Raw genomic sequence first — 16,618 nt, 5'->3', positions numbered from 1 at the left:
GCTTATATACCGAGGTTGATGCCTAGGTTATATACTTTCTGGAGCGGATAGGCAAATCCATTTCCTCCCAGCTCGGGATCCCACATTTTGAAGGGGCTCCACGTCAACAGATTCAATCCACTAAAATAGATACGCAAGTTCCTGACCTTAATCCTGTTTAGTAATTTTGTCGGGAATCTATAACCAAACTCCAAAGATTTCATCCGGATAAAGCTACCGTCGCGTAGCCACCATGTACTATTTTGGCGATTGTTTTCTATCTCCGCTCCATTTGTACCCAATCTTGGGTATAGGGCATATAAATTTTGGTTATCTTCAGACCAATGGTTATCTGCATACTGTTGGATCACCTGGGTATTTCCCGGTAACCAAGAGTCAGGGCTCTTGATAAATGGACTTGTCCGAGCTGGATCGATAACAAAAGAAACCCTTGCCTGCCCCTGGAAAAATACGCTAAGATCGAAATTTTTATATCCTGAGGATAAACCGAAACCATATACAATTTCTGGAACTGTTGGGTTGCCGAACCAAGTTTGGTCCTTACCGTCGATAACACCATCTCCATTTAGGTCACGATATTTAATGTCACCACCTCTTGGTGCAATTCCATTACTACTGAAAATCTGGGTCGGCGAATTCTGCGCTTCTGTATCGTCAACAAATAAGCGCTCGGCGATATAACCATAATTTCTATTTATTGCCACACCGGTATGAAGTCTATATTTTTCACTGTAATTAGGCTCTTCATACTGGGTATATTTGTTTTTGGCGAACGTAAAATTTGCGATGGAAGAGATCCAAAAATCATTGCTAAAGTTGTGTTTTCCATCCAATGAGAATTCAATTCCTTGAGATTCCACCTTTCCAATATTTGCGTTTATGCCCGCCTCTAAGCCCATTGTAGTTGGAATATTAGCACGATCCTGGAGAATATCGGATTTATAGTTTTTATAAACTTCAGTAATCAGCTTCATATTTTTCAGGAAAGTAAGCTCCAATCCCAAATTGATCTGTCTCGAAATCTCCCAGGTGACATCTCTATTTTCATAATTATTGATTGTTACACCATTATGCGAATAGCCATTATTAATTCCAAAATATGCTGGATTGCCACCATTTAGATTTACATCCGATAGATAAAAAAATCTTCTATCACTAATTGCATCATTTCCAACCAAACCATAACTACCTCTAAGTTTCATTCGATTGATCACATTGGAAAAATGTCCATAGAACTTTTCATCAGATATAATCCAGGATGCCCCCATTGTTGGAAAGAATCCATACCTATGATTTTCCGAAAAGCGCTCAGAACCGTTGTATCCGAAGTTGAACTCCAAGAAATATCGGCTTTTGTAGGCATAGGTCGCACGTCCGGATAAGCCTAAATTTCGATAAGGCAGCGAGGTAAACAGAGTCTTTGCGTTCGCATTTAACTGCTGTTGTTGTGTTCCTATCAGTGCCGCGCTAATATTGTGGTTTTCATTCAAATCAGCTGTATAGTCCAATACGCCCTGTAAATATAAAAATGTGCTGAGTGTACTCTCTCCGGCGTAATAATTTAAATACTCTCGCGCCTGATCAGGTTTATTGTTAATCCAGTTCAACGTATATTGATCACTAGCTTTGTCGTAGGATTTTACATTATAAAAATAAGGTGCATAAGCCAGTTGTGATTCAAATCGCGCATACCTATTTGTGCTAAAAATGCTTCTGAAATTCAGACCTTTTGTAATAAAATCCAATTTTTGATTTAGTTCCAACTGAGCCAGCATCCGTGATTCCGAAAATCTTCTGTTTCCTCGAAGTAAAGCAGCATAGGGATTAATGTTCTTTACCTCAGTTGACGAAGATGGTAATGTACTACCATCAGGCAAAACAGTCGCATCGGTATTGTTCCCAAAGAGAATATGTTGTACACCGGCATTTGCCGCATCAGGTTCATAAAAAGCTGGAAAATCCACCGGACTTGTATGCATCGCTATATTATAAAGATCTGTTGCAAAAGATGGATCATTGGTCATCGGCCCCCTATATTCATTGAAATTTCCGGAAAGACGAACAACAAGTTCCGTACTTTTAGTCAGATCGATATTGACATTAGAACGGAGCTGATAATTTTTAAAGCTGACATTGTTATTATTGTTATTTCTAATATCCGTCTTCAAAATGCCCGCGTCGTTTGCATATGACCCAGCAATATAATAGCGAGCCACACCACCTCCACCAGAAACATTCAGATTTGCTCTTTCGGTACTTGTCCGTTTCTTAAACAACATATCCATCCAATTGACAGCTGGATAAACAAAGGGATTACTTCCAGGTGCACCTTCCATAGATGCCTGCGTATTCATAATTTTGTTAGGAGTATAAAGTGGTACTGCAGCTGGATTTCTTGTCAAGAGCGCTTCATTATATAATTTCATATAAGTAATTGGATCAGCGAGCTGCAAATTTTTAACAGATTCAGATGCAGAACGTTCCAATCTAACATCAATTTTTGCTCTTCCACTCTTCCCTTCTTTTGTTTTTACGAGAATAACGCCATTTCCGCCCCGCGCTCCATACAAAGCCGTAGAACTGGCATCTTTCAAAATAGAAAAGCTCTCGATATCATCAACTTGCAATCGCGCTAGATCGGAACTGGTCATTTCAACGTTATCAATCAAAATCAGCGGATCTCTTTTGTAGCCAAAGGTTGTAACGCCACGAATAAAGAAATTTGAGTTATCCTGCCCCGGTTGTCCACTTGGTTGAAATGCAATTACACCTGCTACTTTTCCGGCCAACGCATTGGTTAGATTACTCGCCGGCACTTTCAAGTCTCCGGGCCTAACGGAAGTCACTGCTCCGACAATTGCTTCTCGCCGTTGTTTTTGCCCCAATGCCGTGACTACAACTTCACCGATCTCGTTGCTTGTCGATTTCATCCGTACTGTTACAGTGAGCTGATTAGGCTGCACTTTCAGGAGTTGTTGCTGATAACCTACTATGGAAAATTTGAGTACATTTCCATCAGCAACATCCAACTGAAACCGTCCTTGTGCGTCGGTCTTTGTCGCCCGTCCCTTTCCCTCCTGGGCGACAACACTCACACCCACAATTCCCGCTCCCAGCGTATCAACAACAGTCCCGGAAAGCTTCCGAAACTGTTCCTGAGCATATCCCTTACTTATAGCCAAAGCAATAAGAAACAGGAATAGTCCAGTTTTTTTAATAAAGTTAATAGATTTCACACTCATAGATTAGATGGTTATTATTGGTTATTATATAAGGTTTAAAACAGAATAGCAATTCCCCTTTAAATTAGCTATACTATACTACTCTATACTAGTTATTAATCAAATGTATAAAATGTATTTATGTCATCCAAATATTTTTTACAATAATAGGTTCAGGCTGTGTGTCATAACTAGGCTAGCGAGCCACTATTTACCACGAGGAAATAAGGGAAAAATAAAGCGGGATGTACAATCATGGCTGATTATACATCCCGCTTAGTAAATAATTTAAAAAATTTTGATCACAAAAAAAGGTAGGCCTAGCCTACCCTTTTGTCAATGAGTGATGATATTTTAACGTATGATTGAGTGAATGTGCGGTCTGCCGGGCATCGTCCTGATAGGACGATAAATCTTGGCAGGCTCTGATATCTGCTACATCCACCTTGTTTCTTACTTTGCTGATGACCTGATTTAATTCCGATTTCCAGTTTCCCGGATCGCCAAAATCGTCCACCCAATTTTTGTTAATAAACCTTTTATAGTTCAAAAGCAAAATATACAATTCCTCACCACTACCGGCGCGATTGATTGACGTGCGCCAGTTCTCTAATTTTTCTTTAAAACTCATAACCAGCAATATACAAAAAAAATATTACTTTTTCAAATTAAGGAGCTTATACAGCCTTTCATTGACCTGAATATGACATGTCGCATATTTTTTTGACCGACAGCACTTGCATTGCATGGATAGGACCTCAATTCCCTGTCAAGTAATATTCAGAAAAACTATTATATTTATTCATTGCGATTTTAACGCTTAGGCGTTTCCTATTGGTTTGAAGACACTATTATGCGTTATTTTGATTTTGACGACAGCAAATACGGCTTTCCCTTAGCGATGGATGCCCACCGGTTCGAGGATAATACCGATCTGATTTTTGAGGCCGGTCCGCACACCATCAACTTTTTTGAGATCATGTTTTTTGAACAGGGAAACGGAGTCGCATATACCAATGAAAAACGTATCGAATTATGCCCAGGCACCATCTTATTCGCTTCACCCAACCAAATTAAGCAATGTGACTTTGATAAAAACGGTGTCAAAGGATTTCATTTAATCTTTAAACCCGAGTTTTTGGAATCTTTCTTTCAGGATAAAACACTGGTATACAAACTCCCCTATTTTTACAACTATTCGTTTGCACCTTATATTGTCGCGATGGAGGGTGATTTTGAGTTGTTCAAGCCCATGCTCTCCGAAATTGTTTTTGAAATCGGCGCGTTCCGATCCGACAGCCCCAATATGATCCGCGCATTACTTGCCAGTATTTTACTTCGACTGGACCGGCTATTTCGTGCGTTTCACCATATAGCCAACGAAAGCGCAAACAACAATTTGCTCACGCGATTTAAAATGCTCATGGAAGAGCATGTCAACTCCAACCTGAACTGCAACCAATATGCTAGTTTACTAAAAATACATCGCAATGAGCTGAATCACAAAATCAAAGCCTACACGGGACATAGTCCAATTACCCTCCTCCAACACCGAAAAATACAGGAAATCAAACAGCGGCTTCTATTGGATGAACAGTCTATCGCCCAAATTGCCTTTGAACTTCATTTCAGCGATCCTAATAATCTTTCCAGATTTTTCAAAAAACTGACGGGCTTATCTCCTTCCGCCTACAAGCAGAAAATGCAAAATGATAGTTTTTCATAAACTTGTGATATTTATTCAATGACGCAGCAGGCTACCTTTGCATAGATCGTCATTCCAATCGCGCGGTGAGGATCTCCGTTTTAAGATTCATCAGCTGGATACCTGTATGTTATCGAGCTACACAATGGAAAAATATGCTAAAACTACTGCTACTCTCTTGTTCACTGTATGGGCTGTTTACTACTCCACCTTACCGTATTACCGGTCGGTTGGTTGACCATCAGTATAACCCCGTTGGGTATTTTATTCTTGAAACCTATGCGTCCAATAAGGAAAGGGAACCCTTGGCTTTATTAGGTCGAGATACCGTTAGAAACAGCAATGGCGAATTTAAAATACAGGTGGTAAAAAAGGGCAGCTATCTCCTGAAAATAGCCGTTCCGGATTACACCGATTATTCCCTGTTTACCACGATCCAGGATTCCAGTTACTCCTTTCCCGAAATACACTTACAGCCGACCAAATAAGTGCCATCTATGCAACCTTGTATCCAGCCTTTTGCTGTTAGGAAGCTTAGCTTACCCATAGACCCTGTTTTTGCGATCACATTAGCCTTCTCTAGGGTGATTGGTCGTATTCGCGTAAGGTATGCAAGGGACTTACTGGCGCCCTTGCTTGCTTATTCTTTGCCTATTCTCTGCCGATTGGTTGCTATTTAATTACCGTTTTAGCAGAGAAACAGCGAAGAAACACCAAAGAAACGGCAAACGAATAGCAAACCATTCTCGAAGCAGATACAAAGAAGCCCCGAAGAATAAGCAAAGAAACGGCAAATAACCACCAATCAAGCAACAGAGAATCAGCAAATAAACAGCAAACCGATCTCGGAACAAGTGCAAGATAGCGTACAAAAAAATTTAATTAATGACTAAACTTTACTGGTATTACCGGGTCTCATTAACAAGAGTACACCAAGATCATTTGCTTTCAAATTTAATCCGATGCCCTATATGATGACAAAAGTCCCATTTAAAACCATGCTCGTTCTTCTTTTGTTGACTACTGCCACACAGGCTATTTGTGCAAATATTGCGCAATATAACCGTACTGCCCTTTTGCTTCAGGACCATCTGGGCGATGGTTACAGCAAAATCGGATCACGCGTTTATTATCGCGGTAAAGAAATTCCGAACGCCAATGCCGGTTCATTTCAATTTTTAGGTTCGGGTTATGCAAAGGATACCTGGAAGGTTTATTTTCGAGGAGCAATAATAGCTGATGCAAGTCCATCCACTTTCCAGTTCCTGGGAGACGGTTATGCCAGCGATGCCTGGAAGGTTTATTTTTATGGCAAGCCACTGTCAAATGCAACAGCGTCTTCCTTCAAGATACTGGGAAATGGTTACAGCAAAGACCCCTGGAAAGCTTACTATTTAGGCAAAGAAATTAATGGGGCCAATGCTTCAAGCTTTGAAAATCTCGGCCGGGGTTATGCAAAAGATAATTGGTCGAGCTATTATAGAGGCGAAAAGAATGATAAATTTGCTGGTCCTACCACTCAGCCCCTTGGCGGTCAATATGCCAAGGACAATTGGTCTGTTTTTTATAAAAATCAGAAAGTGGAAGAGGCTTCTCCTTCAACCTTTGAATACCTTGATGACGGCTATGCCAAAGACGCCTGGAACCTTTTTTACCGCGGAGTCAAAGTCGAGGGCGGCAGCCCCAACTCGTTCAAATTAATCGGAAATGGCTATGCAGCAGATCCCTGGGTAGTTTACTATCAGGGGGTAAAAGTTAAGGGTGCCTCGCCATCTACATTTAAAGCGCTTGGAGGAGGTTATGCAAAAGACTCCTGGGCAGTTTTCTATCGCGGCCAGGAGTTAAAGGGAGCAGGTGCTAGCACGTTTGAGTACTTAGACAACGGCTATGCACGGGATGCGTATACGAAGTTTTATCGGGGCGAAAAATTGGATTAATTTTATTCTATAATAATGTTGATACCGACCATTTTGGCCTTGTATTTAATTTTTTCGATAAGCCCAGAGTAGCTTCAGTTGCGCAACAGGAATTCATTGAACAACGGCCAATCCACGGAAAGATAGTATAAGCAAACGAAAATCTGATGGTGACCAAGTTTGGCCTTTTTACAGTGCTTGTTCAGTGATTGTTCAGTGCTCGTTCAGTGCTTGCTCAGTGATGACTGAACAAACACTGACTGATTACTGTCTAAATACTGATTAAAAATTGGTTTTAGGTATAATTTGGTAGCAGTATATTGTTGCCGTTGATCCCCAAATTATATGCGGTAAATACAAGCATTATTTACCGCAAAAAAAGCGGGGAATAAACAATTTATTCCCCGCATAAAGTAATGTTTAGGGTCTTTTAAGGATTAATAACCAAGCTATTCCCGAGGCCGGTCATAAATACAGGGCCTATATTTTGGGCTTTCAGCAGATCGCGATGTTTTGTATCCAGTTTAGGCGCTCCAGCATCTGCCGCTGCTGCAAAAGGATAATTCCCCACAAAGGTACCCAATACCGGACTGCTACTCGTAGGCTCATAGATGCCATCTGTTGTTAGTGTGTATTGTGGATTAACTCGGGTAAATCCAGCCGGCAGCTGTTGACCTGTCGGTACATCGAAAACAATGTTTCCCTGATACACAAAATTGACCGGTTGATCGGTAAAGGTCAACATGGTAGACTGGGCAGATTGTGAAACCACATTATTTGCGATATGCCCATCCGTTGGCGGCAATGTCCGGCTATTGCCACCTTTACCTGAACCTATATCGAATGACTGCTTACACTTGATCATGGTATTGGCAACGACTTTTACGCGTTTTACCTGAAAGTAACCGCTTAAAGGTGAATTTGGTACACCGTCCATGATGGCCAACGCAGCTTTTTGTCCCGTGCCGGCCATATTCTGGAAGTAATTGTTGTAGACAAGATGATCTTCACCGATGATACGAATACCGCCAGCGGCACTATTGCCATTACCAACAAAATAGTTACCATAAACGGCTGATCCATTACCATGCCGCAGACAAAGGGTTCCCTGGCTTTCATAGAAATAGTTGTTGCGGATCGTATCGGCTCCCATCTTATTGGATATAATTTCCGTTTCGCCGTTACAGCGCTGGAAAATATTATCTTCAATGGTTGTAAGTGCATTTGTCATCGACCAATCGCTGGTTCCGACACGGATGGTTTCCCCACCATTATCCGGTACCGCAGCACGCTCACCAAAGAAGTTGTGATCGATCCGGTGTTTCATTGGTTTACTGGTTCCCCATACGACCATGGTCGGTCCCTGATGGGTCTTTCCTTTTAAATAGCAGTGGTCAATACGATGGTAGGATCCATTGATGGAAACCCAACGGTAGTCGGTCGTTGCTGCCGGTGGATTATAGTCCACAATCGACGTATTGGTAAGGCGGCAGTTTGAAGAGGAAGAAGTAAAATCCACCACATTTTTGCCTGTCGTATACCCATCCTGAAATACGAGTCCATCCACAACTAACCATTGTCCCGTGATACTAACAGAAGAAGTACCTTTCATGATAACAGCCCCCCGCTGCTCTGCCATCAATACAATAGGCTGCTGTTTTGTTCCCTGAGCACTGAAGGTTAGGTCCTGATTGGTCCATTGGCCGGACTTCATAATGACCGTGTCTCCGGGCTGTAAGCTCAGTGCCTGAAGATCCGCTGCCGACTGAATGCTGTGGCATTGCGCACAGGCAATACTGTTTAAAGTGAGTTTTTCAGCTGGCGATTTCTCACAGCTAGTTCCTACCGCCAATAGCAGCAGAAGTGAAGCAATAACTGAATTCTTTTTGATCATATTTAAATTTGTTTAAAAGGTTCTTTCGTTAAAGTGCTCCCGAAAAAGGATAAACTGTTGTATTGCCCTTGCTTCCAAAGACATGAACCACGCCATTGGTCACAATATACCCCCCGGACCGATTGGTTGTTTTATTGTTAATCTGAATCGGCGCCAAATCACTGTTATTAACCAGACGTAACACCATCAGCCCTTCTTGATCAAAACCTTTGCCTTCATTCATGTATCCCAATAAAGAACTTTTGCTGGCAACCGTATTGGATGGAAGCATTGTTTTGGCCTTTGTATTTTCAATAGTCAGCTTATCGAAGTTATAATTCCCTTGCAGCATGAGATAAAGGAAATAGTTACGGACATCATCTTTATTGTATTCTTCCCATTTTGTTGCCGGTCTCGTAATCGGTTTACCTGTTCCGTCCACTCCGGTCACAATTGGAAAGTCAAAAAACAGGCCTGCTGTCACCTTCTTCGTTTTAGTATCCCAGGTCTTTATGGCTTCATTATGTAAAAAAATAAAGGTTCGATCGTTTTTTTCAAATTCTTCCAAAGGAATTCCGGCATATTCTAAGCCCTTCCGCATCCATTTAAAAACTGTATCCGTTGGGTTTTCTACCGTCTCATACGATCGGTTCTCCAAAAATTTCCGTGCACTTATCCCGATATTGGGATCTAAAGTTTTATGTTCGTAGTCGTAATCTTTTTGCAGTTCCAAATCGAAAAGTGAACAACTTGTCATTAATAGACTTGCTACGATGATAACGCTATAGGTCCATTTGGTCTTAAACATTCTTTTCATGACTCTCTGATTTAAATTCTTCTATTAATCTGTATATCCGGGATTTTGAACCAATGATTTATTGGAGTTTAAAACATTCCGGTGAATAGGCCAATACACTCTGTTTGTTGGATCTAGAAATCCAGGTTTATCTAAATTACCCGCTTCTTCCTGTCTACGTTTCAAGATTGGGTCCATCACTTCCTTCACACGTCCGGTGCGCACCAGATCAAACCACCTTTTACCTTCACCAAAAAGTTCCAGACGACGTTCATCCAAAATCGCCGTTTCCAACTGGTAGCTTGTAGCAATAGATGCATCATTTGCATCATACTGTGGCAGGCGTGCACGCTTGCGGACAAAGTTTAAATATTTCAGGGCATTGGTTCGGTCACCGAGGCCATTCAACGCTTCAGCGTATAAGAGATACATGTCACTCAGTCGGTACATGGTCAAATAAACCGGTAGGGTCTGATTTGTCACCGGCCATGGATCCGCTTTGGTTGGGTTGGCATCAGTGGGATACCACTTGATAAAGCGATCTCTTTTGTTGCTTGGCAATCCAAAATAGACATCCAATGTTTGTTGAGGCCGAATATCTGGACTTGGCGAGGTTGTCGTTTGTGGCTGAAACCAGGTTGCCCACACTCCTTCATCGACTATGATCTGCTTATTATTGGGAGACCACGACGTTTGCATACAGGCACAGCCATTTTTTAAGTAGTCCCAATGGATACTCCAAATCGTTTCTTTACTGGAAGTTGGATTGACAAAAATAGTCTTCCAGCTTGCGCCATCCTGCAAATTGGTTTCATTGGTTCCGGCATAGCTCACTCCTGTAGGAGACTTTGTCAAAAACAGGCGTGTGATCCATGTTGTTGCATTTTGATAGTCCTTTTTCCACATATATACATCAGCCATGATCGCGCATATTCCTGCTCCTCCGATTGTCCATAGGGCGTTTTTCGCATCTTTATCGACCAGAGAATAGGCTTTTTCCAGATCTGGAATAATGACCTCGTTCAATATCTTATCTTTCGGTTCACGTGCGCTGGCAGCGGGCTGCTGTACATCCTCATAAGGTTCAAGCCATATCGGAGCATCACCCCAAACACGGACGAGATAGAAATAACACATCGCTCGAAGCGCATAACACTGCGCGAGATAATCCTTAAGCATCTCCGGGGTAATACGGCTATCCAATTCCGCTGCCTTTGGAATATACTTGATATTGTTATTGATACGCCCGATCGCAGTATAGAGCCCGCTCCAGTCTGAAAACTGGTTGGTTGGCGTAAGGCTATTTAATACGATCTCGTCCACATAATCTTTGGTGTAACTAATTGCCCGGTCAAAATTATCGGCACGATACTCGCCCCAATACAGGTACTTTTCGAGATAATTATCTTTGTTGTCCTGATAATTCCCCTTACCAACCATTTCAAGCTGAAAGGCGCTATACATTCCGGCTATTGCAGCCTGCACATCGTATAAGTTTTTATAATGCTGGTCTAGCGCAACTTCGGCCAGCGGTTTCTCTTCCAAAAATTTGTTACAGCCCCCCAATGTAGCTGACAGCAGTAACAGTGCTAAGATCTTTGTTTTCATGTCAAAAATATTTTTTCTGCTCCATCCTTCAGACGGAACTTACCCTAATCGATAAATGCTAAAAATTGATATTTACGCCAAATCCAAACTCCCGTCTCCTCGGATAACGGCCATCATCCTCTCCCGGTGTCAGCGGATTGTTTGTACTGAATTCGGGATCGTAGCCCCTATAATTGGTCCATGTCAACAGGTTGCTTCCATAAACAAAAGCTGTAAGCCCTTTCATTTTTAATCTGTTGATCAATTGCGGATCGAAGGTATAGGCCAACCGTGCACTTGACAGACGAACAAATGTTGCATCTTCGATATAAAGGCTATTCTGGTTTGTTTTTAGGTTTCCACGGTTGTTTCTCTCCACATAATTTGGATATTTGGCCACATCGCCGGGTTTGCGCCATACATTATAGACCATATCCGGAGAGCCTGCTCCTGTGTTGGTCGGATAATTTTGACGTTGCAGCAACGCATTGTAAACTTCCCCACCAAAAGAACCATTAAAGAGTACATTTAGGGTAAATCGTTTGTATCTAAAGGTCTGCATAAAACCAAAGTAGAAATTTGGTGTCGCATTGCCGAGGATCATACGGTCTTCGTCATTGATCAAACTATCTTTCTTATTGTTAAGCCATTCAGCATCTCCACCTTTCAGTTTACCATCGGGTGCATATAGCTGATGTACTGTACCCTGGTAATCACTACCATTGAAGGTATAGACTGCTTTTCCATCACGATACATCGGTTTGCCCTGATCGTCAAGTACAAGTGTCAATTTCTCCCAATTATCATTGTAGGCATTGGACTCGTCCCAGGCGTAAACCCCTAAATTGCGCCAGCCATAGAAATTTCCGATACGGCCGCCTTCTTCCGCATACCATTTATTGCCCGGGAAAAATGGAATGCCGTCTGCCAGCTTCACGATCTTACCGCGTTCAAAAGAAATATTACCATTCACTTCCCAGCTGAAATCAGGTATTACGATTGGTTTCCCACTAATTACAAACTCCATTCCGCGGTTGCGAATTGTTCCCAGGTTGACGTTCACCTTTGCATAACCAGTTTCCTTGGCAAGCTCCCGTGGATACAGTAGATCGGTGGTGGTCTTGACATAGTAGTCTGCCGTAAATCCTAATCGGCCATTTAAGAAAGTCAGATCTAAGCCCACATTGTTTTGGGTGGTTGTTTCCCATTTGATCCGATTATTTCCAAATGTACTTGTCAATGCAGCTCCGCCGACGCCATTATAAGACCCGCCAAAGGCCACTTTTGTATACGATTCATAATCGCCTACCTTATCGTTTCCAAGCTGTCCAATGCTGTATCTTAATTTAGCATCTACCAATGCTGGCTTCGCCCATTTCATAAAATTCTCGTCCGAAAAACGCCAGGCAGCAGATGCTGAGAGAAAGTTCCCCCATTTATTTGCTGCGCCGAACCGCGATGAACCATCCCTTCTGTAGGATCCCTGAACGAGATAACGTCCTTTGTAATTGTAGCCAATCCGGCTAAAAACAGAGGCAGAAGCGTTGGCCGTTGCTGTGGTATAGGTTTTTGACGGCGTAAGGTAATCCGGAAAAGTCACCAGAACTTCCTCATTGACGCTATTCATATATTCAGAATGAAAACGATCATAGCGTCTGCGATCCGAACTGAACCCCAATAAGGCCGTGACATTATGGTCCTGTGCAAAAGTCTTATTATAATTTAGATAAGATTGAAACTCCCAAGTGAACGTTTTATTAAACTCGTTTGTTCCGCTATTCTGATCCTTGTTTGCCGATAAAAAACGTGGTGAGAATTGGGTATTCTGTAAATTGTCCAACCGCACATTAAACAAGGTCGTAAATTTCAGGTCGTCCCGAATTTGATAATCCAACTGATTGTTCAATTGCCCGGAATAGGTTTCATCGATATTTTTTTCAAACAAGGCGTTGGCGACAGGATTTCGCTTCGAACCGATGTAGCTTGTTAAAGAGCCATCAGGATAGTAAATCAAGGAATATGCCGGACGGTCCATGACGACGCGGATCGTATTGCCGATTGGAATCGTATTGCCTTTTTGCCAGGAAAAAGAAATATTGTTGGAATACCTCAATTTGGATGAAAACTGATATTCAACATTGATACGTGACTGTAAACGCTTGGCGTAACTATTCAAGATGATCGATTTATCATCCAGGTAATTCAAACTGCTGTAGTACCGGAGATTTTTCTGACCACCTGATACGCTCATCTTAATTTCCTTCTTTTGAGCAAGATTTCCCAACAAGAGTCTTTGTAAATCGTTATCCGAATTGAAACTTGGGTTGATGGAATCCGTATTGGTATTGAGGCCTTGAATATATCGGAAAGCCCTTACTTCGGCAGAATTACTTACAGGGATATAATGAGCTAGACGGCCGAAAAGATGATTGTAATTGACATTAACCATGGGTCTTCCCTCTGATCCGCGCTTGGTTGTGATGAGGATAACGCCATTGGCTGCACGCGATCCATAAATAGATGCCGAAGCAGCATCTTTGAGGACCTCGATATTCTCGATATCTGTTGGATTTATGGTCGCACCATCGGGGTTAATTACTCCATCGACCAGGTATAAGGGACCATTTCCCCCATTCAATGTGGAAGTACCCCGCACCTGAATAGATCCTGTCGCCCCAGGTGCCCCACCACCGTCATTGACAATAAGGACTCCGGCAGCCTGCCCCTGTAAGGCATCGAAAAGGTTAATGGGTTGACGCTCTTCGATTTTCTTTGCGTTGACGGAAGATATAGCGCCCGTAAGGTCACGTTTCTTTGCAACACCACCATAACCCGTAACAACAATTTCATCCAGCGCATTGTCACTATCTTCCAACGTGACATCAAGTTGTCGCTGGCTACCGACAGCGCGCTCCTGCTCTTTCATGCCTACTTGACTAAAGACAACGGTACTGGATGATACAACATCAAGCTGATACTTCCCCGTGGCATCTGTACTTGTCCCCTGACTTTTCCCTTTGATACGAACAGTGACTCCCTGCAGTGCCTCTCCTTTTTTGTTGGTCACCTTTCCTGAAAGCCGAATGTTTTGTTGGGCAAAGACCGGTAAGCCTATACTCCCCAAGGTTAGAAATAGGAAGAGTACAAAGCACCCCATTTTTGTGATACTTTTTATCATAATAAATCAGTTTTTATGGCGATTGTCTATCATGAGAAGATGATCGATAACCCAGCCATGCATTTAATAAATTGGTTATTTTTTATAATCAGTTACCTCAAATATCAGTCAATCTGCGAGGTTAAACAGTGTATTTTTTGGTCTTTTTAGCGGTAAAAAATGGTTTTTAGGGGCTTAAAACATAGCTTATTGCTCAAAACAATATCATTGTCCCATAAATTCAAACTTTACTGCACCTATCGTATTCGGTTTATTTTTGGCTGGTGCCGAGATATCGCCTTCCAGTTTCCCGGACGCATTTCTTTTCAGGACTATCCTACGCCAAGAATAGGCTCCTTTCTCATAATCGAAACTCAAACCATCATCGTCATACAGGTTATACATCCCCTCCTTCTCCCCATAATGTCGGATAATCAGGTTCACTTTTTCTCCTGCTGCAGGCGCATGAAGCCGTGCTGTCGTCATTGGAATGATGCCACCATCTTTTACATAGACGGGTATCCGATCGTCTTCGGGTTTGGCAACGATTTCCTCGCCATTACCGACATAACGGCCCGAATAGAAATCGTACCAGTTACCCTTAGGCAAAAGCACCTTTCTAGTAGATTCGCCTGTAAATAAAGGCGCCACCAACAGATATTCGCCACACATGTACTGATCTTTTACCTCCTTGTTTACCGCTTCCAGATAAGGATTTGTTTCCAGATCCTGATTGCTCAGGCTTGCGTTTGTTTGTCCCTGAAATCCCTCTTCCAGCACCATGGCCCGAAAGGGAGGTGTTCCTTCAAAATGGTATTTTGCAAATTCAGAATAGAGATAAGGCATCAATTCCATCCGCAACTGCGCATAGTACTTCACTTTTTCGGCCACTTCAGGAAAAGACCAGGGTTTTGTTCCACTCGACCAAGCATTGATCATGGCCATTGGTGAGAATACAACAGTCTGGAAACGGCGCAACCATTCCTCGCCTGTTTTGGAGCCCCTAACCTCTGGTGTCCACAGTACGCCGCAAAACCCACTATTGACCAGTGCAGTGATGAAGTCCTGATGGCTATAATAGTCGTTATAGATCACGTAGGGCATGTTGTTGGCTCCAGCGTTGGATGCACGCACCAGCCCAAATGTTCGTTTGTTGTGCTGGCGGTATAGACTGTCGGTCAATTTTTGTGCAAGTACACCATAGGTTTGCCGCATTTGTATACCACTGATGCCTGAGGGAAATTTGGCCATGTCCGGCCAAAGGTAGTAGTCGTAACCATCGACCTCGTCAATCTTATATCCGCTGATGCCGATATCGATCTGCGAACGGCTCAGTTGGCCTGCAAGGATGCGTTTTGCGTCTGGATGATTCAGATCAGGAACAGTTCCATTCCACACCGTATGCGAACCGGTAAAAGGTTCAATCGCTTTACTGACAGGAGACTCGGGCGAGATATAAGGGTTTGTCCATAGGTTCAGGCGCACACCTTTATCGGCCAGTTTCTTTACCAAGGCTGCCGGATTTGGAAAACGTCCCTTATCCCATTCAAATGAGCAAGGGTAAGCCTTGGACTGCCAGCCGGGTTCGAGACCGATAAAATCAAGCGGGAAGCCATGTTCCTCAAATTCCGCCACCTCCTTGATCACCTCATCTGCCGTATAAAGCTTTTGTACACGTTGCGTAAAACCGAGCCCCCATTTCGGTGGCAAGGCGCCACCACCACAAAAGAGGTTATAGCGTTTTATGGCATCGAGCGGATTGATGCCTGCAAATACATAAACTTCGGCCCCTTCCGTAGGTACATATACTTCCACCGCATCGGAGTAAGGCCGGGAGTTCCAACTTTTATCGGTATTGCGATCTTTTACTTCTGCAGGAACTTTAGCATCTTTCCGTACGCCTGTTCCCACATAATACGTTAAATATTGTGCTGAGTTGACCAATACACCATATCCTCTGGAAGAGACGTAGAACGGAACAGGTGCATGGGTGCGCCCATTATCTTTGCCACCATAATGGTCGACATGCAGATTAAGGATCTTGCCCCGCTGATGTACCGTCTGAAAATTAAGTCCCAGTCCGTAGATCTGTTCGTTTTTTTGCAGCGGGAACCGCAGGTATGTTTTACCATCGATCAGTTCGGCATGCACCTCCATCTTGGGTAAAGGAAAATCGACAGACTGCAACCGTTCGAGGGTCGCAGCTTGAGGTGTAGCCCCTGCTGCAGACAGCAGCGTATAATTATCGGGTTTGCCAAATGTTCCTTTCCATACACCAGGGTATTGTTCCTGCCAACGAATAGGTTGTGCCGATGCTTCAATCGCCAACAAAAGCAGCAAAATTGTCCATAATCTCATCATAG

The 16,618-nt window shown here is 42.8% G+C and carries 10 protein-coding genes; 3 read left to right on the top strand and 7 right to left on the bottom strand.

The window, feature by feature from the left end:
* Positions 1-2: 2 nt before the first annotated feature.
* Both B4N43_RS13880 and B4N43_RS13875 read right to left on the bottom strand, forming a co-directional pair.
* A complete protein-coding gene (locus tag B4N43_RS13880) occupies positions 3-3,242 on the bottom strand; it encodes a SusC/RagA family TonB-linked outer membrane protein (protein ID WP_083663739.1) in 3,240 nt (1,079 codons plus the stop codon).
* Positions 3,243-3,546: 304 nt separating this feature from the next.
* On the bottom strand, positions 3,547-3,852 hold the full coding sequence (locus B4N43_RS13875) for a hypothetical protein (protein ID WP_075993880.1): 306 nt from the start codon (positions 3,850-3,852) through the stop codon (positions 3,547-3,549).
* 222 nt (positions 3,853-4,074) lie between these two features.
* Between B4N43_RS13875 and B4N43_RS13870 the strand changes: the two genes are divergently transcribed.
* The 3 genes from B4N43_RS13870 (at position 4,075) to B4N43_RS13860 (ending at position 6,863) form a co-directional block, all read left to right on the top strand.
* Positions 4,075-4,947: an AraC family transcriptional regulator gene (locus B4N43_RS13870; RefSeq protein WP_286735349.1), complete on the top strand. Its 873-nt coding sequence runs from the start codon at positions 4,075-4,077 to the stop codon at positions 4,945-4,947.
* 134 nt (positions 4,948-5,081) lie between these two features.
* Positions 5,082-5,414, top strand: a complete 333-nt coding sequence (locus tag B4N43_RS13865; RefSeq protein WP_157626195.1) for a hypothetical protein — start codon at positions 5,082-5,084, stop codon at positions 5,412-5,414.
* A 483-nt stretch (positions 5,415-5,897) separates the two neighbouring features.
* A complete protein-coding gene (locus B4N43_RS13860; RefSeq protein WP_286735348.1) occupies positions 5,898-6,863 on the top strand; it encodes a DKNYY domain-containing protein in 966 nt (321 codons plus the stop codon).
* A gap of 409 nt (positions 6,864-7,272) precedes the next feature.
* Here B4N43_RS13860 and B4N43_RS13855 read toward each other — a convergent pair whose 3' ends face one another.
* The 5 genes from B4N43_RS13855 to B4N43_RS13835 form a co-directional block, all read right to left on the bottom strand.
* Positions 7,273-8,736 carry a polysaccharide lyase 6 family protein gene (locus B4N43_RS13855; protein ID WP_286735347.1) on the bottom strand — a complete coding sequence of 488 codons (1,464 nt, stop codon included), beginning with the start codon at positions 8,734-8,736 and terminating at the stop codon, positions 7,273-7,275.
* A 28-nt stretch (positions 8,737-8,764) separates the two neighbouring features.
* Positions 8,765-9,532: a hypothetical protein gene (locus tag B4N43_RS13850; protein WP_286735346.1), complete on the bottom strand. Its 768-nt coding sequence runs from the start codon at positions 9,530-9,532 to the stop codon at positions 8,765-8,767.
* Between the two features lie 24 nt (positions 9,533-9,556).
* Positions 9,557-11,119: a RagB/SusD family nutrient uptake outer membrane protein gene (locus B4N43_RS13845; protein WP_286735345.1), complete on the bottom strand. Its 1,563-nt coding sequence runs from the start codon at positions 11,117-11,119 to the stop codon at positions 9,557-9,559.
* A 58-nt stretch (positions 11,120-11,177) separates the two neighbouring features.
* Positions 11,178-14,276 carry a SusC/RagA family TonB-linked outer membrane protein gene (locus tag B4N43_RS13840; RefSeq protein WP_205400574.1) on the bottom strand — a complete coding sequence of 1,033 codons (3,099 nt, stop codon included), beginning with the start codon at positions 14,274-14,276 and terminating at the stop codon, positions 11,178-11,180.
* Between the two features lie 204 nt (positions 14,277-14,480).
* Entirely contained in the window at positions 14,481-16,616 is a 2,136-nt protein-coding gene (locus B4N43_RS13835; RefSeq protein ID WP_286735344.1) for a TIM-barrel domain-containing protein, read from the bottom strand.
* Positions 16,617-16,618 lie beyond the last annotated feature (2 nt).

This window comes from Sphingobacterium sp. UBA1897 (assembly GCF_002337775.1).
GTDB lineage: Bacteria > Bacteroidota > Bacteroidia > Sphingobacteriales > Sphingobacteriaceae > Sphingobacterium > Sphingobacterium siyangense.
Note: the sequence above shows the minus strand (reverse complement) of the source record. Positions and strands in the feature narration are given on the sequence as shown.